At 74.1% G+C, this 21,629-nt stretch carries 14 protein-coding genes; all 14 read left to right on the top strand.

Annotated elements, in window-relative coordinates:
• Positions 1-21 precede the first annotated feature (21 nt).
• The 14 genes from AB0M54_RS30410 to AB0M54_RS30345 all read left to right on the top strand — a co-directional run bounded on the left by AB0M54_RS30410 (position 22) and on the right by AB0M54_RS30345 (position 21,066).
• Entirely contained in the window at positions 22-2,631 is a 2,610-nt protein-coding gene (locus tag AB0M54_RS30410; protein ID WP_364475088.1) for a CHAT domain-containing protein, read from the top strand.
• Positions 2,632-2,636: 5 nt separating this feature from the next.
• Positions 2,637-4,673, top strand: a complete 2,037-nt coding sequence (locus AB0M54_RS30405; RefSeq protein WP_364475086.1) for a hypothetical protein — start codon at positions 2,637-2,639, stop codon at positions 4,671-4,673.
• Positions 4,674-4,741: 68 nt separating this feature from the next.
• Positions 4,742-5,290, top strand: coding sequence for a nucleotide exchange factor GrpE (gene grpE / locus AB0M54_RS30400; RefSeq protein ID WP_364475084.1), 549 nt, complete (start codon positions 4,742-4,744; stop codon positions 5,288-5,290).
• 33 nt (positions 5,291-5,323) lie between these two features.
• Positions 5,324-6,940 carry an Hsp70 family protein gene (locus AB0M54_RS30395; protein WP_364475082.1) on the top strand — a complete coding sequence of 539 codons (1,617 nt, stop codon included), beginning with the start codon at positions 5,324-5,326 and terminating at the stop codon, positions 6,938-6,940.
• Between the two features lie 5 nt (positions 6,941-6,945).
• The gene (locus AB0M54_RS30390) at positions 6,946-9,651 is read left to right on the top strand and encodes a hypothetical protein (RefSeq protein WP_364475080.1); all 2,706 of its coding nucleotides are present in this window, start codon (positions 6,946-6,948) and stop codon (positions 9,649-9,651) included.
• The gene (locus AB0M54_RS30385; protein WP_364475078.1) at positions 9,651-10,820 is read left to right on the top strand and encodes a hypothetical protein; all 1,170 of its coding nucleotides are present in this window, start codon (positions 9,651-9,653) and stop codon (positions 10,818-10,820) included. Before AB0M54_RS30390 ends, AB0M54_RS30385 begins: the two co-directional genes overlap by 1 nt.
• Entirely contained in the window at positions 10,817-13,189 is a 2,373-nt protein-coding gene (locus tag AB0M54_RS30380) for a GTPase-associated protein 1-related protein (RefSeq protein ID WP_364475077.1), read from the top strand. The genes AB0M54_RS30385 and AB0M54_RS30380 overlap by 4 nt, the downstream gene beginning before the upstream one ends.
• 2 nt (positions 13,190-13,191) lie before the next feature.
• Positions 13,192-14,772 carry a hypothetical protein gene (locus AB0M54_RS30375; protein WP_364475075.1) on the top strand — a complete coding sequence of 527 codons (1,581 nt, stop codon included), beginning with the start codon at positions 13,192-13,194 and terminating at the stop codon, positions 14,770-14,772.
• A 14-nt stretch (positions 14,773-14,786) separates the two neighbouring features.
• Positions 14,787-14,945, top strand: coding sequence for a hypothetical protein (locus AB0M54_RS30370; protein WP_364329066.1), 159 nt, complete (start codon positions 14,787-14,789; stop codon positions 14,943-14,945).
• Positions 14,945-16,465 carry an Hsp70 family protein gene (locus tag AB0M54_RS30365; protein WP_364475073.1) on the top strand — a complete coding sequence of 507 codons (1,521 nt, stop codon included), beginning with the start codon at positions 14,945-14,947 and terminating at the stop codon, positions 16,463-16,465. Before AB0M54_RS30370 ends, AB0M54_RS30365 begins: the two co-directional genes overlap by 1 nt.
• Positions 16,462-17,079 carry a VWA domain-containing protein gene (locus tag AB0M54_RS30360; protein WP_364329060.1) on the top strand — a complete coding sequence of 206 codons (618 nt, stop codon included), beginning with the start codon at positions 16,462-16,464 and terminating at the stop codon, positions 17,077-17,079. Before AB0M54_RS30365 ends, AB0M54_RS30360 begins: the two co-directional genes overlap by 4 nt.
• Positions 17,080-17,145: 66 nt before the next feature.
• Entirely contained in the window at positions 17,146-17,964 is an 819-nt protein-coding gene (locus tag AB0M54_RS30355) for an ABC transporter ATP-binding protein (protein WP_364329038.1), read from the top strand.
• Positions 17,965-17,981: 17 nt separating this feature from the next.
• Positions 17,982-18,980: an iron-siderophore ABC transporter substrate-binding protein gene (locus AB0M54_RS30350; protein ID WP_364475071.1), complete on the top strand. Its 999-nt coding sequence runs from the start codon at positions 17,982-17,984 to the stop codon at positions 18,978-18,980.
• A 4-nt stretch (positions 18,981-18,984) separates the two neighbouring features.
• The gene (locus AB0M54_RS30345) at positions 18,985-21,066 is read left to right on the top strand and encodes an iron ABC transporter permease (RefSeq protein ID WP_364475069.1); all 2,082 of its coding nucleotides are present in this window, start codon (positions 18,985-18,987) and stop codon (positions 21,064-21,066) included.
• The last annotated feature ends 563 nt before the right edge of the window (positions 21,067-21,629 follow it).

Here is a 21,629-nt window from a genome sequence, read left to right as displayed (position 1 = left end):
GACAAGCGAGAGGGGCGCGGCGTGGACGACACTGAGCGATGTGCGCGGATCGCGTGCGCGGTGATCGGCTACGGCGACGTGACCGAGGCGATCGCCGACGTGCTGAGCCTCCCGCCCGCCCTGACGGCGCGGGGGACGCTCGCGGCCGGCCTGCTCGAGACCTTCCTGCGCTCGGCCGACCCGGCCGGCGACCTGCTCCAGATGAGGCTCGGCGACCTTCTCGAGGCGGCCGAGAGCGCACCGCCGGAGGGCGCCCGCTGGCGGCGGACCCGGGCCTGCGCCCGCGCTCTGGTGTACGCCCAGAGCGCCGCGGTCGGCGAGTTGCACGATCCGGCGGGCGCCCTGGCCGAGCTGGACCGGCTGGAGTCGGAGGTCGAGGACGACGCGGGGATGCGGATGCTGTTCGACTCGGCGCGGCTCGGGCTCAACTACGCGCGGGCGGTCGTCGACGGTGACGACGGGGCGGTGGCCCGCTTCCCGGCGGAGGTCCGCCGGCACTTCGGCCAGGGCGGCGACCTGGGGCCGGAGGCGGAGACGATGCGGACGCTGATGTCCGACTCCGCCGAGCTGATGGCCGCGGTGCAGCGCGGCGAGGAGGTCGGTGACCGCCTCGACCGGCTGCTGGAGCTGTCCCGGGCGCTGCCACCGGGCCATCAGCTGCGGGGCGTCCTGGAGGGGGCGGGGGAGTCGTTGGGCCTGATGAACCGGATCCGGGCCGGTGCGGGCGAGGGGGCCGGTGACGGCGAGCGGGCCACCGACGAGGAACTGGCCACGCTGATCGAGCTGACCGGCCGGCCCGGGCTGTCCACGGCCGACCGGGCGCTGGCGCACACCCAGGTCAGTGGCGCCGCGCTGGGCCTGGGCGAGGAGACCGACCCGGACCGGGTGGACCTGGCCGTCGAGCACCTGCGGCAGGCCGTGGAGGTGACCGGCGGCGGTGACCCGAAGCTGGTGTTCCACCTGATCGGGCTGGCCCTCGGCCTGCTCCGCCGCGGCGAGCTGACCAACGCCCGCCGCGATCTGGTCGAGGCCGGCTCGGTCCTGCAGCGGGCGAAGGAGCTGGCCCAGGGGCCCCGGCATCCCCACTGGGCGATGATCAACGGGATGCTGACCACGGTCGGCCAGCTGCTCGGCGACGAGCCCGGTTTCCATCAGGACGGGCTGGCCGGGCTCCGGGCGTACGTGTGGAAGGTTCTGGTCCAGCCCGATCTGGCCGACGCCTCGGTGGCCGTGCGCAGCGCCGCCGAGGACGCGGCCGCCATCGCCAAGCACTGTGTGACCGCCGGTGACCTGCCCGGCGCCGTCAGCGCGCTGGACGCGGGGCGCGGCCTGGCCCTGTTCGCGGCGACCGAGTTGCGCGGGCTGGCCGACCGGCTGACCGCCGCGGGCGAGGACGACCTGGCCCGGCGCTGGGGCGAGGCCGTCGCCGCCGGGGAGCCCGAGGCGCTGCCCGCGGACCTGCGCCGTGAGGTGCTGACCGCGCTCGGTGACGCGGCCGATCTGCTCGACCCGCCGGGCTTCGGCGAGATCCAGCGGGCGCTGTCCGTGGTCGACGCGGACGCGCTGGTCTATCTGGTCCCGGCCGACGTCAACGGCTCGGGGTACGCGCTCGCCGTGCCCGCGGCCGGCCCGCCCGGCTTCCTGCCGCTGCCCAACCTGACCGGCGGCCTGGCCGAGACGCCGGGCCGGGCCGAGTTGTGCGACCTGGCCTGGCGGGCGGCGATGGGCCCGCTGATCGACTCGTACCTGCCGCACCTGCCCGCGCCGCCGCCCGGCCGCCCGCACCGCCTGGTCCTGGTGCCGATCGGCGATCTGGCCCTGGTGCCGTGGCAGGCGGCGCGCCACCGCGACGGCACGTACGCGATCGAGCGCATCGCCCTGTCCCAGGCCGTCTCCGCACGCATGCTGTGCCTGACCGCCGTCCGCCCGCCGGTGCCGCCGGACGCGACCGGTCTGATCGTCGGCAACCCGGATCCGGGAGAGTCGGCCGATGACACGCTCCGCTTCGCGGGCATCGAGGCGTACGCGATCCGCGAGTCCTTCTATCCGGGCGGGCGGTTCCTCGGCCGCCGCCCCAACGGCACCGACAGCCCGTCCGGCCGGGGCACCCGCGGGCAGGTCCGCGACTGGCTGACCAGCGACGACCTCGGCGCCGGGGCCACCCTGCACCTGGCCTGCCACGGTGTGGTCGAGCCCGGCGCGGCCCACCTGGTGCTGGACGGGGGCGAGCGGCTGACCGCCGAGGAGCTGGGCCTGCTGATGGCCCGGGCGCCCGGGCGCGCGATCGAGGTGGTGGTGCTGGCCGCGTGCGACAGCGGCAAGGCGATCGGCGGGCACGACGAGGCGTTCAGCCTGGGCACCGCGTTCCTGGCCGGCGGCGCGCGCTCGGTGCTCTGCACGCTGTGGAAGGTGCCGGACGCCTCGTCGTCGGTGATGATGTACGTCTTCCACCACCTGCTGCGGCGGGACGCGTTGCCGGTCTGGGCGGCGTTGCGCCAGGCCCAGCTGTGGATGCTCGACCCGCGCCGGGAGCCGCCGGACGGCATGCCGCGGCAGCTCGCCCGGTTCGCCCGCAGCGAGCAGCTCGCCGACCTCGACACGTGGGCCGCGTACGTCCATTGGGGACGGTGACCGTGGTGGACCAGGAACTGGACCGGCTGCGGGCCAAGCTCGCCCGGCTGACCGGATCGGCCCGCAACCGGCCGCTGATCGAGCTGGGGCAGAAGCTCTTCGAGGCCTACTGGCGCTCCGGCGCGGGCCGGCCGGAGTCGCGGCCACACCTGGCCGAGGCGGCCACCGTGCTGGACGAGGCGTACGGGTACTTCGCGCCGGGCGACTTCCTGCGCGGCCAGGTGGCGGCGCTGCTCGGCCTGGTTCTCGGCGCCCGCTACGGCCTGCACGGCGCCGGCGGCCCGGAACGTGAGCGGGCGATCGGCCTGCTCGACGAGGCGCTGTCGTTCCCGCGGCTGCCGTTCGGCCTGGTGCTCAACGCGCGGCTGACGCTGGGCCAGTTGCTCCTGCACCGGGTGCTCGCGGTCATGCAGCCGGGAGAGTTGATCGCCCGCGCCTCCCGGGGCGACACGATGGTGGATCAGCGGGCCGACGCCGACCGCGCCGTCGAGTGCCTGCGCGCGGTGCGGGGCGGGGACGCCGAGGCCGTCGCCGGGCCGATGATCGAGGTCGCCGAGGCGATGCGGAACCTGATGGACGCGGTCCAGCACGGACCGGCCGCGGTCGACTTCAGCGGGCTCTTCCAGGCGATCACCGCGCTCCAGAAGGTGCAGCAGCGGTACGGCGCCGGGATACCGCGCCCCGGTGGGCTCCCGCCCCTGCCCGGCCTGAACGAGGCCGACGACCTGGCCCGGTCGTCGCCGCTGGACCGCCCGGTAGCCGTGGTGCATGGCGACGTCCCGGCCGCGCCCCACCCGGAAAGATGGCCGGAGAGCCAGCCGGAAAGCCGGACGGAGAGCCGGCCGGAGAGCCGCCGGCCGGCCGGCCCGACGGTCAGCGCCGCCGAGCTTCGCGCCGCCTTCCGTGAACGCCTCGGTGGCGCCGGGCCGCGCGTCTGGCCGCCGCTGCTCGCCCTGCTGGACGCCGAGCCGCCCGGCGTCGACCTGATCGACGGCCTGCTTGGCCTGGCCACCCGGCTGACCGCCGCGCCCGGCTCGGGCGCCGAGAACCACCTGCTGCTCGCGACCGCGCTCTATCTGCGGAGCCGGGTCGACAGCGGCGGCTGGGGCGACAGCGACGGTGGCGCCGACCGGGACCGGGCCGCCCACAGCCTGCTGGCCGCCCGGGACGCCCTGCCCGGCCAGCGCGCCGATGTGCTGAGCGTCGCCTACCGGCTGGCCGGCCTGCTCGACGAGGTCCGCACGCCCGGTGACCTGCGCTCGCGCCTGGCCGACGGCTTCACCGCGGTCACCGGCGCGCTGCGGTCGGCCGGAGCCGGCGCTCTCGCCTATCCGCAGCCGACCGGCCTGTTGTTGCTGGTCGCGGCGACCGGCCGGTTCGAGCCGGCCGCGCCCGGCGCTCCGCGGCCGGAGCGTCTCCTGGTGGTGGGTGACGGGCAGGCCGGTCCGGCGTCGGCGGCCTCCTATGTACGCTCCGCGGCCCAGGTTGTCGATCTGGCCGCCCGCCGGCGTCCGTCCCTGGCCGAGAAGCCGCTGTTCGTCGGCGTTCCGGGCGGCGACCGGCTGCGCGACGCGTTCTACCCGCGCGGGGCGGTCCTCGACCGGCCCACGGTCGACCAGGTCCGGGCCGGCCTCCCGGCCTCGATGCTGCACCTGGGCTGTGGCGTCACCGGCGGCGGCGAGCTGGAGCTGGCCGGTGGGCGTCTCCCGCTCAGTCATCTCGCCGCGGGCGGCCGCTCCGGCGGCGTGGCCGTGCTGCCGCCGGCCACCGCGGGCCTCCCGGCGCTGATCGCGGCCCTGCTCGCCACCTGTTACGCCGGCGTGGTGGCCTGGCGCACCCCGGTGCCGCCGGCCGAGGAGGCGGTTGTCCTGCACGTCCTGCACCAGCATCTGGCCGAAGGCAGCATCGGCGCCGTCCGCACCGTACGCGAATGGGCCCTTGATCGTCGCCGGAAGGCCCCGCCCGGCCTGCCCGCCGAACTGGAGCGGGCGGCCGGATCGGCCGCGCTGACCGACGCCGAGCTGATCCATCACGGTCTCTGAATCTCCGGCGACGAGCGAGCTGTCCGTCAGAGAGGGGAGAGGACCGACGACCCGCCCAGGAGCGCCTGATGACCGTGACCGAGACCGAGCCCGACCCCACACCGGAACCCGAGCCCGCCGGTGACCCGTACGCCGACGCGCTGCGGGCGGTGCACGCCGAACTGGCCGAGGGCAACGCCCGCGCCGCCGCCCGGGAACGCGTCATCGAGCGGCTGCACGAGGAGAACCAGCTGCTCAAGGCCGGTGAGCGGCAGAGCCTGCTGCGCCCGGTGGTGACCGACCTCTACCGGCTCCGCGACGACCTGCTCAAGCAGGCCGCCGAGCTGCCCGCGGACTTCGGCGCCGAGCGGGCGGCGGCGCTGCTGGAGTCGTACGGGCAGACCGTCGAGCTCGCCCTGGAACGCGCCGGCGTGCTGCCGGTCCGCCCGGACGTCGGCGACCGCTTCGACGCCGGCGCCCACCGCGCCTCCGGGGTGGTGCCCGCGGCCACGCCCGAGGCCGACGCCACCGTCGCCGGGATCGTCCGCGACGGCTACCGCGACACCGTCACCGACCGGGTACTGGCGCCCGCCACCGTGCTGGTCGCCCGCTGGACCCCGGCGCCCGAAGCCGCCTGACCTCCCCACGAAACCGGCAGACGAAGGAACACGATGGACACCTACTTCGGCATCGACCTCGGCACGACGTACTCAGCGATCGCCTACATCGACGACACCGGCCGGCCCACCCCGGTGCGCAACTCCATGAGCAACGAGGACACCACGCCGTCGGTGGTGTGGTTCGAGAGCGCCGACAACGTGGTGGTCGGGCGGACCGCCAAGGACGTCGCCCAGCTCTACCCGGAGCGGGTGGTCAGCCTGGTCAAGCGGTACATGGGCAAGGAGGAGGCCTGGGAGTTCGACGGCCGGCCGCACACCGCCGAGTCGATCTCCGCCCTGATCCTGAAGCAACTCGCCCAGGACGCCGCGACGTACACCGGCCGGGAGGTCACCGACGTGGTGATCACCGTGCCGGCCTACTTCGGCATGCTGGAGCGGGACGCCACCCGCAACGCCGGCCGGATCGCCGGGCTGAACGTGGTCGGCATCGTCCCCGAGCCGGTCGCCGCGGCCCTGCAGTACGAGGTCGACGGCGACCGGACGGTGCTGGTCTTCGACCTCGGCGGCGGCACCTTCGACACCACGGTCATCAAGGTGTCGGCCGGCGCCGTCGACGTGCTGTGCACCGACGGCGACCAGGAGCTGGGCGGCGCCGACTGGGACGCCCGGCTGGCCGACCACCTGGTGCAGCAGTTCATCGACAAGGCCTCGCCGGACGGCGACCCGCGCGACGACGAGCAGTTCCTGCAGGAGATCGCCCGGATCGCCGAGGACACCAAGAAGATGCTCAGCCAGGCCGAATCGCGGCCGGTGGCGATCCGCTACGGCGGCGGCTCGGCGATGATCGAGGTCAGCCGGGCCAAGTTCAACGAGCTCACCAAGGACCTGATGGACCGGGCCGTGGAGTACACCCGGCGCACCATCGAGACGCTGAAGTCCAAGGGTCACCCGGGCACCATCGACGACGTGCTGCTGGTCGGCGGGTCCAGCAAGATGCCGATGGTCGCCGAGCGGCTGACCGACGAGTTCGGCTGGACGCCCCGGCTGCACGACCCCGACCTGGCGGTGGCCAAGGGCGCGGCCCGGTTCGCGCTCAGCCGCGCGGTGTGGGACTGGCCCGGCGGCGCCGAGGACCGGATCGAGCAGATCGCCCGGAACACCGGGATCGCCCCCGCGGCGATCGAGGCGAACGCCAACCGGAAGATCACCAACGTGCTGCCGAAGGCGTTCGGCGTGAAGCTGGTCGACAGCGAGAACCCGGACTGGGAGCGCGACCCGGACGCCGCCTCGTACATCCACCACCTCGTGCACGCCAACGAGTCGCTGCCCAGCGGCGCGCGGCCGCTGCAGGCGCAGACCGTGGCCGAGGGCCAGACCGCGATCACGATCGAGATCTACGAGCAGGCCGGGTCGGTGGAGAGCCGGGACCTGTCGGCCAACGCGGCCGTGGACAAGGGCGCCGGCGAGATCTCCGGGCTGCCGCCGCTGCGGATGGGCTCGCCGATCGCGATCAGCATGCAGGTGGACGAGGAGGGCACCCTCTCGGTGCACGCGGCCGAACCGTCGACCGGCAAGGACCTGACGATCGACGTACGGGTCAGCGTGCTCAGCGAAGAGGAGGTCGTGACCGCCCGCCAGGCCGTCTCGGCCATCACCGTGCGGGCCTGAGCACGATGAGCTTCGACCAGGAGGCGTACGAGCGCGAGGTGGTGCGCCCGCTGCGCGGCAAGCGGGGCAAGCTGCCACCTCCGCCGGTGATGTACGCGGTCCGGCCGGACCTGCGCGACCGGGCCGCGCTGGAGGCGCATCTCAAGCGGGTGCGCGCGTTCTGGGGCCAGAAGGCGCGCGGCAACACCAACGCGGGCGCGGTGTGCAAGCAGTTCATCGCGGCCGACGAGGAGCTCAAGCGGACGGCCGGCGGCCGGCTCGCCGACCCGCTGTGGTGGCAGGACCAGTTCCGGCAGTCGGCCGACGACCAGAAGGCCGCCCGTACCGAACTGGTCCGGAAGCTGCGCGAGGCCTACGGCGCGTCCGGCCGGATCACCCGGGCCCAGCTCACCGCGATCGCCCAGCACGTCGGGGGCGGCGAGGTGGCCCAGGCCGAGGCGGCGGCCCGGGAGGCCGGGCTGACCGTGATCGACGTGCTCGAGCTGCCGGCCGACTGCGGGCTCAGCCGCACCCAGTACGACCAGCTGCGCGATCGGCTGGCCGAGGCCGGCGCCCGGACCGTCGTCCACCTGCTCCACCCCGGCCTGACCGTCCCGTTCGCGATCGCGCGCGGTTTCACCGTGGCCGGCCGGCCGCAACTGGGCCTGGGCCCGGAACGGATCACCGAGCAGCTCGAGCAGGCCGAGAAGGCCGCCGACTCGACCGCGACCCGGGCCCGCAAGACGGCGCTGGCGCTGCTGCGCTCGGCCTACACGAAGGTGCCCGACCTGGCGGCGATCGCCCTGTTCCACATCGTCGACCAGGTCGGCGACGCGCACCGGGCCGGGCTGGACACCAAGTTCGTGGCCGCGCAGATCGCCGAGCTGGGCGTGACCGAGGCGGACGCCCAGCTGATCGCGATCAGCCTGCCGTCGACCGGTGGCGGGCCGGAACGCGGGCTGGACCGGATCCAGAAGCTGATCGAGGGCCGGCGGCTCGGCGAGGCGCGGGCGGCGCTGGCCGCGCTGCCCGGCGACCACCCGGAACACGCGGCCGCCACCGAGCTGGTGACCAAGGCGGTGGCGGCCTTCGACGACCTGCTGCGCCAGGCCGCCGACGCGGAACGGCGGCACGACGTGGCCGGCGCCGCCCGGCTGCTGCAGCAGGCCGGTGAGCTCGACGCCGACAACGCGCAGGTGCTGGCCGCGCAGGAACGGTTGCCCGCCCCCGACCCGGCCCAGCTCAGCCTGGCCGAGCACGCGTCGCCGCCGGGCGTCCGGCTGTCCTGGGCGGCCGGCCCGGGCGCGCCGGGCGGGCTCACCTATCGGGTGGTGCGCGGCGACGACCGGCCGCCGGTGCACGAGACCGACGGCGTCCGGGTGGCCCAGTCGGCCGACCGGGCGGCCGTCGACGCCGGTGTCACGCCCGGCCGCCCGGCCCACTACGCGGTCTTCGCCAGCGCCAACGGGACCGTCTGGTCGCGGCCGGTCACCGGCTCGATCACGGTGCTGCCGCGGGTCGGCGAGGTGACGCTGGACGCCGACGAGACCAGCGTCAGCGGCAGCTGGCAGCAGCACCCCGCGGTGATCGAGGTCCGGGTCCGCCGGACCCGCCCCGGCCCGGGCACGCCGATCCGGGTCACCGGGCACGGTTTCCGCGACACCGCGGTCCGGGTCGGCGAGCCGCACCACTACGAGCTGACCGCCGTCTACCCCGGGCCGGGCGGCCGCGAGCAGCTCGCCGAGCCGGTGGTCGCCTCGGCCACCCCGCGCGGCGCCGCCCGGCCGGTCGGTGACCTGGCGGTCGAGCCGCTGACCACCGCCGACGGCGCCCTCCGGGTCCGCCTGACCTGGACCGCGGGCGAGCACGACGAGATCGAGATCCGCCGGTCGGACCGGCCGCCCGCGTGGGGAGCGGGTGAGCAGGTGCCGGCCGCCCGGGCGCGGTCCTTCGGCGCCGTGCTGCCGGGCGTGCCCGTGGTCCGTGGCGGCATGGCCACGATGGACTGCGCCGTCCCGCCGGGCCAGCACGTCTACGTCCCGTTCTCGTACGGCGCCGGCGGCGCGGCCGTCGGCCGGGCGGTGGCGATGGGCGTCACCGCGCCGGTCACCTCGCCGCAGCTGCGCCGCACCGGCGACCGGATCATCCTCACCTGGCTCTGGCCGGACGACGTGGGCCTGGCCGAGGTGCGGTGGGACTCGCCGCGGGCCGGTGCCACGTTCACGATCAGCCGGGCCAAGTACGACGCCGAGAGCGGCTGCCCGCTGACCGCGCCGACCGGCGGCGGCAGCGCCGAGATCCGGGCGATCGCGGTCGGCCCGACCGGCACCGCCCAGTCGCCGCCGGTCACCTGCTCGATCGGGCCGCGCGCGACCCGGGTCGCCTACACCGTGGCCCGCCCGCAGCCCCCGTCGGGCAAGCCGCTGCTGGCCAAGCTGCGCGACCGGGTCCGCGACCGGGCCCGGGTGGTCGCCCTGGCCAGCGAGGACGAGTGCCACGACCTCGAGGTGGTCGTGGTCGCGGCGGCCGGCGTGGCCATGCCGATGCGCGCCACGCAGGGCACCGAGCTGGCCCGGGAGAGCGGTGTGCACCTGCGTCCCGGGGTGCCGTACCCGATCGCGATCGAGGTGCCGGCGTCGTTCGCCCGCCCGTACTGGATCCGCTGCTTCGTCGAGAAACCCGGTGGATACGCCGTCACGGATCCGCCCGTCGACCAGATGAAGGTGTCCTGATGTCCCGCTTGGCCTGCCCGTACTGCTATCACCGCATCCCCGCGAACCGGCTCTGGTACCAGTGCTCGGGCCAGAGCGCCCCGGGCTTCAAGGCCTGCACGGCGGTACGCGACCCGGACCGCGAACGCGAGACCGGGCTCAACGTGATGTCCCGCCCGGCCTACGGGCCGCAGCGCAAGCTGATCCCGGCGCCCCGCAAGGAGGTCTGCCCGGCCTGCCACGGCGCCTCCGGGATCCGGGTCTGCCCGTGCTGCCACACGCCGCTGTCGGTGAACTTCGCCGAGTCGACCAGCCCGCTGATCGCCATGGTCGGCGCCAAGAACACCGGCAAGACGGTCTACCTGACCGTGCTCTCGCAGGAGCTGCGGACCGGTCTGCGGCGGCGCTTCGGCGCGGACGTACGCGTCTCCGGGGACCAGCCGTCGCCGACCAACACGGCCGACCTCTACAGCAACCGCAAGCTGTTCGAGCAGACCGCCAAGTCCAACGACGGCCGCCGCGACCCGCTGGTGTTCGAGTGGCGGCAGGAACGTCAGGTGCTGCGGCGCAACACGTTCAAGACCAGCTTCCTGTCCTTCTACGACACCGCGGGCGAGGACCTGATCCGCCAGGACCACGTGCACGACCTGCAGTACCTCGGCGCCGCCGACGCGCTGATCCTGCTGCTCGACCCGTTCATGCTGCCCGAGGCGCGCGACCGGGTCCGGCTGCCCGACGAGGCGGTCAAGACCGGCGAGCCGACCATCGAGGTGCTCAGCCGGATCACCGAGAAGCTCCGGGTCACGCACGAGGTCAAGGCCAAGAACAAGATCGCCATCCCGGTGTCGGTGGCGTTCGCGAAGATCGACGCGTTCTACGACGAGCTGGGCAGCGACCACCCGGTGCTGCAGACGCCGCCGACCGGCCCGGAGTACGACGACGTCAGCGGCCAGGCCGTGCACGAGCACATCCGGGCCCTGCTGCACGAGTGGGGCGCCGACGACATCGACACCCACCTGCGGTTCAACTACGCCAACTTCCGCTACTTCGCGGTGTCGGCGCTGGGCGCCCAGCCGAACTACGCCACCAAGGAGATCGACCCCGGTGGCATCCGGCCGCACCGTGTCGACGAGCCGCTGGTCTGGCTGCTCAGCAAGTTCGGCGTGGTCCCGGTGCGGGGGCAGCGATGAACGACTTCGGCACGCTGATCTACACCGACTGCCGGCCCGGGCAGGGGCTCAGCGGCGGCGCCGGGCTCCAGTTCCAGGCCGCGTCCTCCGACGTGGACGGCGACGCGATGGCGATCGTGCAGCGGCACCTGCTCTACGAGCCGCCGTCCACCTGGATGCGCGACCAGCGCCCGGTCGGCGACTACCCGCCGTCGTTCGCGCACGTCGGCGGCGACCGGTACGCCACCGCCGCCGGCGTCTACCTCGGCCAGGAGGCCAACGGCACCCGCGAGGGCAACCAGCTCACCCACGCGGTCACCACCGACGACCCCAGGGCGTACGGGATCCTACGCCCGGCGCAGCTGTTCGGCGCCTCGTTCTGGACCAGCAAGCCGGCCGGCGCCACCCGCTGCGAGGCGGTGCCGGCCGAGCCGCCGCCGGGCGTGCTGGACACCGAGGCGGTGCACGAGTTCGTCCGCCGCCACCCGGACGGCCCGCGGCTGCTCGCGGCGCTGCTCAGCGTGCTGTCCCGCCCCGACGACGGCCAGGCCCAGCAGGTGCTGTTCGTCGCCGACCAGGTCGAGCCGGTGCTCACCTGGGTCGCCGCGGCCACCCTGCTGATGCCGCACCGGCAGGCCCTGGACATCGGGTTCAAGGTGTTCACCACCACGCCGTCGCGGTCGTCGCAGCGGGTGCTGGCGGTGCACCCGGGCTGGGACGAGCCGCCCGCCTCGGCCGACCGGCCCGGCGGCTACCTGGTGGTCGACCTGCTGGCCGGGCGGTGGAGCGAGGCCGTGACCACGCCGCTGGCCGAGGCGTGGGCCGAGACGTTCTGCGCCGCCGACGACCCGTTCGACGTGACCGACGCGGTCGAGCTGGCCGGGGCGAGCCGCCTCGAGCCGGAGGAGGGCGCGGCCCTGGCCCGGCTGGCGGTGCTGGGGGAGCAGCTGGCCCCGCGGCACCATGGGCGCATCGTCGGCTGGCTCACCGACGGGCCGCCCGACCAGGTCGAGACGTACGGGCCGGCGGTGGCCGCCACGTTCGCCGAGCACGTCGCCGACCTCCGGGTCGAGCTGCTGCGCGAGCTCGACCGGGCCACGCACGCCGGTCGGTTCCCCGGCCAGGCGGTTCCGGTCCGGATGGCGCTGCTGAACGCCGAACTGCGTGACGCGGCCGCGCTCCGCCCGCCCCGGCCGGACGTGGTGCCGAACGTGGCCCGGCAGGAGTGGACCGACCAGGACACCCACCACGCGCTGCGGGCCACCCTGGAGGCGCTGCGGGCGACGACCGGGCCGGCCTTCGCGGCGACCCTGACCGTGGCCGGGGACTACGGCGTCCCGGTGCGCCTCGGGCTGATCGGGCCGCAAGCCTTCGCCTTCGTGAGCCACTGGGCGCGGAACCCGCTCGCCGCCTACTCGATCTCGAGCTGGCCGGCCCGGCTGGAGTTCCTCGACGCGCTGCGGGACAGCCTCGACGAGCTCGTGGAGACCGACCCGCGAGGCGTCGGCGAGGCGTGGTGCCGGCGGCTGACCCCGATGGACGCGACCGCGCGGCTGGACGGGGTCCTGATCGGCGCCCGCATGTCCACCGCGGCCGGGCCGGAGCGGCTCACCGTGGTCGGCGAGCTGATCCGGATGGCCGCCGCGCACCACGACCCGGTCGAGCAGTTCACCGCGCTGGCGGCGAACCTCTGGCGGTTCACCCAGCCCGCCCGGCCGGAACTGGACGAGCTGCGCAGGGCGATGCCGCCGGGCGCGGCCATGCACGCGGGCGCGGTCGAGAAGTACCTGATGTTCCGGGTCCAGTCCGGGGCGCTCGACCGGGCCGACCTCGACCTGGCGCATCGCCTCGCCGACGACCGCCGGCTGAACCCGGCGCAGTACACCCGCGACCTGATGCGGGAGGACGCGGCGATGCGGGACGTGTGCGGCCGGCTGACCGATCCGGACACCAAGGACGCCGCCGTCCTGCGGGCCATCGACCAGGTCTCCGCCCCGATCCGACGACTGCACCAGGCCTCGCTGGTCGACGCCCTGCTGTCGGCCGGCTCGGCCGCGACCGTGGTGGCCGTCCTGAACAAACTGCCTCCGGTCGCCCAGCGGCGCTACGCCGACCTCGCGGTGGAGGTCCTCAAGGACAAGCCGGCGCCGCCGTTCGTGGCGACCGCCATGGCCGTGGTCGTCGGTGCGAAGGACGTGCAGGCCCAGGACACCGTCTGGGCGGCCGTCAACAAGTGGGCCCGCTGGGCGCCCACCTCGCAGGTCGACGGCGTCTCGACCGCGCTCGACGAGCAGGACCTGACCACGGCCCTCGACCAGTGGCACAAGCTGCTCGACCACAACAAGATCCGGCGCGGCCGGGCCTGGCTGCGCCGCTCGAAAGGCAAATGATCATGGGCTATGTCCTGGCGGCCATCGCCGGCCTCGTCGCCGTCGGCCTCTACCTGACCCTGTGCTTCTACGTCTTCCTCTACGTCGCCCTGCCGGTCAGCGCGATCACCGGCGTGATCGGGGTGGTCGGCGGCGTGGCCACCGCGGTGGTGCTCGCCGGCCTGGGCTGGGGCGGCAAGAGCAAGCAGATCGTGCTGGTCGGCCCGGCCGCCGTGATGAAGGGCGCGATCGGCGGCCGTCCGGTGCCGCCCGGCCGGCCCCGGCGTGACCCGGCCTGGCCGACCTACTTCGTCACCCAGTACCGGCGCGACCTGGCCGGCATCATCGCCTGGTTGCGGGAGTCGGTGCAGGACTCGTGGCAGGTCTGCGGCCGCGGCGCCCGCAAGGTCAGCCGCACGTCGATGTACCTGTGGCTGCTGGTCTGGCCGGCCGTGCCGGTGGTCCTGGCCTTCCTGAGCATGCTGAGCCTGGGCGCGGTCCTCGGCGCGCTGTTCTGCGCGCTGATCGTGGCCGTGGTCACCGGGCTCGCGTGGGCCGTGGGCGGCGCCGTGGTGTGGATCCTGCGCGGCGCCGACCACGCGTGGCAGGTGGTGTTCCGGGCCGCCGCCTCGTGCCCGCGCTGCTACTACGTGACGCGGCTGCCCGCGTACCGATGCTCCTGTGACGACCTGCACCGCGACATCCGGCCCGGGAAGCTCGGGGTGCTGTGGCGGCGGTGCGGCGGGCGCAGCGAGACCTGCGGGCGGCGGCTGCCCACCATGGTGCTGCGGGCGGCGCGGGTGATGACCCCGGTGTGCCAGCGCTGCGACGCCGACCTGCACGCCAACGCCGCGGTCGCCACCGACATCCGGATCCCGGTCTTCGGCGCCACGATGGCCGGCAAGACCCGGCTCATCGCCGCCGGCCTGGTGCTGCTCAAGGACGCGTTCGGCGGGCAGGCGTCGTTCGTCGACAAGGAGAGCGAGCGGACCTACCGCAGCCACAAGACCGACTTCGACGGTGACCGGCCGATGCCGAAGACGGCCAAGACCAACCCGGTGGCCACCACGATCGACGTGCACACCGGGCGCCGGCACGCGCTGGTGCACATCTTCGACGCGGCCGGCGAACTCTACGTGGAGCGCAAGGCCAACGCCGAGCTCTCCTACCTGGATCAGGCCCGGACGCTGATGTTCGTGCTCGACCCGTTCTCGGTGCCGGACGTCCGGGCACGGCTGACCGGCCCGCACACCGCCACGCTGGCCGAGGCCAACGCCTCGCCGCACGACACCGAGGCGTCCTACAACTCGACCGTCCAGCGGCTGCGCGACGCCGGCGTGGAGACCGGGCGGCGCCGGCTCGCCTTCGTCATCAGCAAGGCCGACCTGCTGCAGAAGCTGCCCGAGGACCTGGGGCTGCGGATCACCGACCCGGAGGCCTGGCTGCACGACCGCGGGCTGGACAACCTGCTGCTGAGCGCGCGGCGCGACTTCAGCGACGTACACATCTTCATCGTCTCCTCCATGGCCCGCACCACCAACGGCGTGGCCACCGCGCTCGACCCCCTGCGCTGGCTGCTGGCCGGCGAGGGCATCACCGTCTGAAGTGGAGTAACCGCATGCCTCCCTCGTACGCCGCGTCCCGCATCACGCTGCTCGTGCTCGTCCTCCTGACCGCCGGTGGGCTGCTGGTCGCGGCCCAGCTGCCCGAGCTGTGGGCGCAGGTCACCGCGTCGGTCGAGCAGCTCGTCGACGAGGCCGCCGGGGCGGGCCGCTGATGACCGCGGTCGGCATCGATCTCGGCACCACCTACTCGGTGATGGCCTCGGTGGACGCCGCCGGACGCCCGGCCGTGGTGGCCAACGGGCTCGGCCGGCTCACCACGCCGTCGGTGGTCTGCTTCGAGGCACCCGGCTCGGTGCTGGTCGGCGAGGCGGCGAAGAACGCCATGCCGGTGCTGCCCGACCGTACGGTCGCCCTGATCAAGCGGGACATGGGCACCGACCGCCTGCTCTACTTCGACGACGACGAGCACACGCCGGAGTCGGTCTCGGCGCTCATCCTCAAGGCGGTGACCTCGGCGCTGACCGCGCGCGGGGAGGTGGTCCGGGCGGTCGTCACGGTGCCGGCCTATTTCGGCGTACGCGAGCGCGAAGCGACCCAGGAGGCCTGCCTGCTGGCCGGTCTCGAGGTCCTCGAACTGGTCAGCGAGCCGGTGGCGGCGGCCATCCACTACGGCCTGACCGGGCTGGACGCCGACCGCACGGTTCTCGTGTACGACCTGGGTGGAGGCACCTTCGACGCCTCCGTGATGGTCACCGGCCGGTACGCCCGGGTGGTCGCCACAGACGGCGACACCGAGCTCGGCGGCGCCGACTGGGACCGCCGGCTCGTCGGGTTCCTGCTCGGCCGGTTCCTCGACCTGACCGGCCTCGACCCGGGCGACGACGAGGCGTTCGTCGCCGAGCTGACACTGACCGCGGAGGACGTCAAGAAGGACCTCAGCACCGCCACCACGCGGGTCGTGCCGATGCGGCACGGCGGGGCGACCGCCTCGGTCCGGGTCAACCGCGAGGAGTTCGAGGAGATCACCCGCGACCTGGTCGAGCGGACGCTGGACTGCGTGCGGCGGCTGCTGTCGGCCGCGGCGGACAAGGGCGTCACCCGGGTCGACCAGGTCCTGCTGGTCGGCGGCTCGAGCCGGATGCCGATGATCGCCGCCGCCCTCGGTGAGCTGCTCGGCTGCCCGATCGCGTTGCACGATCCCGACTTCGCGGTGGCCAAGGGCGCCGCCCTGCGCGCGGCCGAGCTCGCCGGCGCCGGGGTCGGCCGCCGGGCCGTGCCGAGCGCCTCGGTGGTGTCGCGCGGCTTCGGCCTGCTCGTGCACGACAGCCACGACGACCCGTCCGGACTCGGCAAGCTCGTGCAGCACGTGATCCACCGCAACGACCCGCTCCCGGTCACCGGCAACGACCTCACCGTCGCCACCATCCTGGACGGCCAGCGCAGCGTGAAGATCGAGGTCTACGAACAGGCGGGTACGACCGAATCGCCGGCGCCCGGCGACAACCGGCGCATCCTCTCCGGCGAGCTGACCGGCCTGCCGGCGAGACTGCCCGCCGGGTCGCCGATCGACATCCGGTTCGAGCTGGGCCTCGACGGCCGGCTGGCGATCTCGGCCACCGAGCCGCGGTCCCGCGCCCGGCTCACCATCGAGGCGTGCATCGAGGGCGTGCTGGACAACGCCGACCGGCTCCGGCTCGGCAAGGTCATCGGCGGATTGGCGGTACGGCAGTGAGCGCATGGGTCCGGCGGGAGTTCGGCGGCATCGGTGTCACGCAGCACAAACCCGGGCGGCACCTGAAGGCGGTGCAGGAGCCGTACCAGGGAAAGGTTCTGCTCTGCATCGACGTCAGCGGCTCGATGAGTTTCCGCGACGGCCTGCGCACCCGCCTCGACGAGGCGAGACGCGGCGCACGGCAGTTCGTCGAGGAGGCGCTGGCCGCGCACTACCGGGTCGGCCTGGTGCTCTGGCACCACGGCGTCGAGGGCCACGTGCCGCTCGCGACCGACCCCGGCAAGCTGCACCGCATGCTGGACGGCGCCCGCGCCGACGGCGGCAACAACATCGTCCCGACCCTGAAGCTCGGCATCCGCGAGATGGGCCACTTGACCGGCGACCGGGTGATCGCCATCTTCGGCGACGGCGACCTGGGCGCGGTCGACCCGGCCGTGCGGGCGGCCAAGGAGGTGACCCGGCACGGCATCCGCATCGTCACCCGAGGCCTGGGCCACGCCTCGGCCCGCTCCCTGTCCGTGATCGCCTCCGACGAGGTCACCGAGTCCATCGAGCCCGGCGACATCGCCTCCGGCATCGCCGCGATGGTCAAATCCGTGACGGTCCGGCCTTAGACGCCGCCATCCCGCCGTACGGAACCCGATCATTGGGGGTGGCCACTCTTAGGTTAGGCTGCCCTTATGAACTCCGGCCCCGGTGCTGACGCCCTCCGCGGCAGCGATCTGACGCTGGCCTACGACGGGCGGACCGTGGTGCACGGCGCCGGCATCGAGCTGCGCGCCGGGCACGTCGTCGCGCTCGTCGGCCCCAACGGCTCCGGCAAGTCCACCCTGCTCCGGGCGCTCGCCCGCCTGCACCCGCCCCGGTCCGGCACGGTGCGGCTGCCCGACGCCGACGCGCTCGCCCTGCGCCCGAAGGAGTTCGCCCGGCGGGTCACCCTGCTCACCCAGTCGCGGCCGACGCCGGGCGGGGTGCGGGTCAAAGACGTCGTCGGGTACGGGCGACACCCGTACCGCGGCCGGTTCGGCTCCGGCGACCCCGACGGCCACCAGGTGGTCGACCGGGCGATGCGGCTGACCGGGGTGGGCGCGATGGCCGAGCGGGCCGTCGACGAGCTGTCCGGCGGCGAGCTGCAGCGCGTCTGGCTGGCCACCTGCCTGGCCCAGGACACCGGCGTGGTGCTGCTCGACGAGCCCACCACCTTCCTCGACCTGCGCTACCAGGTGGAGATCCTGGACACCGTCCGTGAGCTGGCCGACGACCACGACGTGGCGATCGGCGTGGTGCTGCACGACCTCGACCAGGCCGCCGCGGTGGCCGACCAGGTGGTCCTGCTCGACCAGGGCACGGTACGCGCGAGCGGGCCCCCGGCCGACGTGCTCACGGCCGACCTGCTCACCGAGGTCTACGGCCTGCGGATCGACGTGCACGTCGACGACGACGGACGCGTCCGCACGCAACCCATCGGCCGGCACACCCAGCGGCCGGTGGCTCGATGAAGAGAAGGGGAACCCCCATGGTCCTGACCCGCCGAGCGTTCGCCGCCGCGACCGCGGCCGCGCTCACCGCGATGACCCTCGCGGCCTGCGGCACCACCGAGGAGCCGACCGACGCGTCCGCCCCGTCCGCCCCGGCGGCGACCGGCCCGGTGGATGTCACCGACGAGCGTGGCCCGGTGCACCTCGACAAGCCGGCCGCCGCGGTCGTCTCGCTCGAGTGGGGCCTGACCGAGAACCTGGTGGCGCTCGGCGTGAAGCCGGTGGGCCAGGCCGACGTCAAGGGCTACAACGCCTGGGACACGGTGATGCCGATCGACGCCAAGACCCCGGACGTCGGCCTGCGCGGCGAGCCCAGCCTGGACGCCATCGTGGCGCTCAAGCCCGACCTGGTGGTCACCACCACCGACGTGCCCGAGAACGTGCTCGGCCAGATCGCCAAGCAGGTCCCGGTGATCGCGCTGAAGGGCTCGGACGGCAGCGACCCGATCGGCTACATGAAGAAGACGGTCACCACGCTGGCCAAGGCCACCGGCACCGACGCGCAGGCCACCAAGCTGATCGCCGACTTCGACGCCAAGGTCGCGGCCGGCAAGGACGCGCTGGCCCAGGCGGGCAAGACCGGCGCGCCGTTCACCATGTCGGACGGCTGGGTCGACGCCGGCAACGTGAGCCTGCGGATGTACACGCCGGGCTCGTTCTTCGGCAGCATCGGCGCCCAGCTCGGCCTGCAGAACCAGTGGACCACCGGCGGCGACAAGGACTACGGCCTCGCCCAGACCGACGTGGAGGGCCTCACCAAGATCACGAACAAGGACAACACCTTCGTGTACGTCGCCAACAAGGCCGACGACGGCGAGGCGTACGTGAACGCGCTCCAGAAGAACAAGATCTGGACCGGGCTGGGGTTCGTGCGGTCGCAGAAGGTCAAGCGCATCCCGGACGGCATCTGGATGTTCGGCGGCCCGGCGTCCGCGGGCGCCTACGTCGACGCGCTCGTCGCCGCGCTCACCAAGTAGTCCCATGACCAGCACGATGACGGCGCCGCCGGAGCAACGGCCGGCGCGGGGCGGCGCGCTCCGGGCGTACCCCATCATCGGGGTTTTCATCGGCGCCGTCGTGCTGCTGGTGGCCCTGGCCGCGGTGCACCTGACCCAGGGCACCGCGAGCCTGGGGCTGGGCGAGCTGATGCGGGCGATCCGGCCCGGCGGTTCCACCGACCAGGCCGTCGCGGTGCTGATCGAGAGCCGGCTGCCCCGCCTGGCCGCGGCGGTGCTCGTCGGCGTCGGCGTCGGCGTGGCCGGCGCGGTGCTCCAGTCGGTGGCCCGCAACCCGCTCGCCGCCCCCGACACCCTCGCGGTGAACGCCGGCGCCTGGGTGGCGGTGGTCGCCGTGGCGGCGTTCGGGATCTCGCTGCCGTTCTTCGTGAACGGGCTGGTCGCGTTCGCCGGCGGGCTGCTCGCGGCCGGCCTGGTGCTGGCCGTGGCCCGGGCCGGTGCGGCCGGACCCACCCGCCTGGTGCTGGCCGGTTCCGCGGTGGCGCTGGCGTTGCAGTCGCTCACCTACCTGCTGCTGATGCTCTTCCAGGCCAACACGCCCGGCCTGTTCGGCTGGGGGAGCGGCACCACCGTCCAGTCCGGAACCCGGCAGGTCACCCTGGCGGCGCCACTGATCGCGGTGGCGGTGCTGGCCGTGCTGCTGCTCGCGCACCGGCTGGACGTCCTCGGGCTCGGCGACGACTCGGCCCGGGTGCTGGGCGTGGATGTCCGGCGTACCCGGGTGATCGCGGTGATCCTCGCCGTGATGCTGGCCGCGCTCGCCGTGACCGTGGCCGGCCCGATCGGATTCGTCGGCCTCAGCGCGCCGGTCATCGCGCGGCTGATCGCCGGCCGCATCCCCGGCATGGGCCGACACCTGACCCTGCTGCCGTTCGCCGCCCTGATCGGCGCGCTCATCGTGGTCGGCGCGGACGTCCTGCTCCGCCTGATCCTCCCCAGCGAGCGCGCCATCTCGGTGCCCACCGGCATCCTGACCACCCTCAGCGGCGCGGTCCTGCTGGTCTGGCTGGCCCGGCGGTTGCGCGACGGCGGCACCACCGCACAGACCCAGGGCACGGTGCGTACGCGCGGCCGGGTCATCGCCGTCGGCATCGTCCTGGCCGCCGCGGTGGTCGCCGCGTTCGTGTCCGCCCTGCTCCTGGGCGACCGCATCGTCCTGCTCGGCGACGTCGCCAACTGGCTCTCCGGCACCTCCGGCCGCGCGGTCACCTTCGTGCTCGACCAGCGCTGGCCGCGGGTGCTGGCGGCGCTGCTCGGCGGGGCGGCCCTCGCCCTGGCCGGCTCCATCGTGCAGGCGGTGTCCCGAAACCCGCTCGCCGAACCAGGCCTGCTGGGCATCACCCCCGGCGCCTCGGTCGGCGCCATCGCCGTGGTCCTCCTCCTGCCCGGCGTAGGTGTATGGCCGGTCATGGGCGTCGCCACAGCTTTCGCCCTCGGCACGTTCGCCCTGGTCTACCGCCTGGCGGCCGGCCGCGCCCCCACCTCGGACCGCATCGTCCTGGTCGGCATCGGGGTCAGCGCGGCGGCCACGGCACTGACCACCCTGACCGTCCTGGTGGTCTCGCCGTGGAACACCAACCTCGCGCTGACCTGGCTGTCCGGGTCGACCTACGGCCGGTCGTCGTCCCAGATCCTGCCCGTGCTGATCGTGCTCGCGGTCGCCCTGCCAGTGGTGATCGCGGGCTCCCGCACCCTCGATCTGGTCTCACTGGACGAGGACGTGCCCCGTGTTCTCGGGGTGCCGTTGGGGCGGGCGCGGCTCGGCTACCTGTCACTGGCGGCCGTGCTGACGGCCAGCGCCGCCTGCGCGGTGGGGGCGCTCGGGTTCGTCGGGCTGGTCGCCCCGCACGCCGCCCGGGCGCTCGTGGGGGCGCGGCATGCCCGGTCGGTGCCGGTCGCGGTTGGGCTGGGGGCGTTGCTGGTGTCGGTGGCGGACACGTTGGGGCGGACCGTGCTGGCGCCTACGCAGCTGGCTGCCGGGTTGGTTACGGCGCTGATCGGGGCGCCGTACTTCGTGCTGCTGCTTTGGCGGACGCGGCCGGCTTGAGCGTGGTTCCGGGTCGGGTGCTCGGCTGGCTTGGGCGTGGTTCCGGGCCGGTGCTCGGCTGGCTTGAGTGCGATTCCGGGCTGGCGCCCGGCCGGTTTGAGCTTGATTCCCGGCTGGCCTGGGCATGATCCCCGGCTGGCTGGGCCTGGTTCCCGGACAGCGCCGGCCGGCCCGAGCTCGACTCCGCTGGCGCCGGGCGAGGCGGATCTGCCCACCACGCAGCAGCGGCCACCTCCGTCATGGAGATGGCCAGAGTCTCGCCCGAATTCCGTCGCGGCGTCCTTTTGGATCATCGCAGGTTCCGCCGCCTCCCCCGCCCCGATCACTGGGTGGGCGCCAACGTAGCCGGGCGGTCCGGCCGTTTCGGGCGTTATCCACAGGCGACGGAGTGCCAATGTTCGCTTCGGGGTCACCGCCAGGCAGCTTCCGCGTTGAAGGTCAGGCCATCCGTGCTGGCCATCCGTGCTGGCCATCCGTGCTGGCCATCCGTGCTGGCCATCCGTGCTGGCCATCCGTGCTGGCCATCCGTGCTGGCCATCCGTGCTGGCCATCCGTGCTGGCCA

The organism is Actinoplanes sp. NPDC051470 (assembly GCF_040682035.1).
Lineage (GTDB): Bacteria > Actinomycetota > Actinomycetes > Mycobacteriales > Micromonosporaceae > Actinoplanes.
This window is presented reverse-complemented; position numbering and strand designations above follow the sequence as displayed.

Coding starts and splice junctions, on each gene's coding strand:
- AB0M54_RS30355 (WP_364329038.1), top strand. CDS start 17,146: ATGAACTCCGGCCCCGGTGCTGACGCCCTCCGCGGCAGCGATCTGACG.
- AB0M54_RS30345 (WP_364475069.1), top strand. CDS start 18,985: ATGACCAGCACGATGACGGCGCCGCCGGAGCAACGGCCGGCGCGGGGC.
- AB0M54_RS30370 (WP_364329066.1), top strand. CDS start 14,787: ATGCCTCCCTCGTACGCCGCGTCCCGCATCACGCTGCTCGTGCTCGTC.
- AB0M54_RS30380 (WP_364475077.1), top strand. CDS start 10,817: ATGAACGACTTCGGCACGCTGATCTACACCGACTGCCGGCCCGGGCAG.
- AB0M54_RS30390 (WP_364475080.1), top strand. CDS start 6,946: ATGAGCTTCGACCAGGAGGCGTACGAGCGCGAGGTGGTGCGCCCGCTG.
- AB0M54_RS30385 (WP_364475078.1), top strand. CDS start 9,651: ATGTCCCGCTTGGCCTGCCCGTACTGCTATCACCGCATCCCCGCGAAC.
- AB0M54_RS30365 (WP_364475073.1), top strand. CDS start 14,945: ATGACCGCGGTCGGCATCGATCTCGGCACCACCTACTCGGTGATGGCC.
- AB0M54_RS30375 (WP_364475075.1), top strand. CDS start 13,192: ATGGGCTATGTCCTGGCGGCCATCGCCGGCCTCGTCGCCGTCGGCCTC.
- grpE (WP_364475084.1), top strand. CDS start 4,742: ATGACCGTGACCGAGACCGAGCCCGACCCCACACCGGAACCCGAGCCC.
- AB0M54_RS30395 (WP_364475082.1), top strand. CDS start 5,324: ATGGACACCTACTTCGGCATCGACCTCGGCACGACGTACTCAGCGATC.
- AB0M54_RS30350 (WP_364475071.1), top strand. CDS start 17,982: ATGGTCCTGACCCGCCGAGCGTTCGCCGCCGCGACCGCGGCCGCGCTC.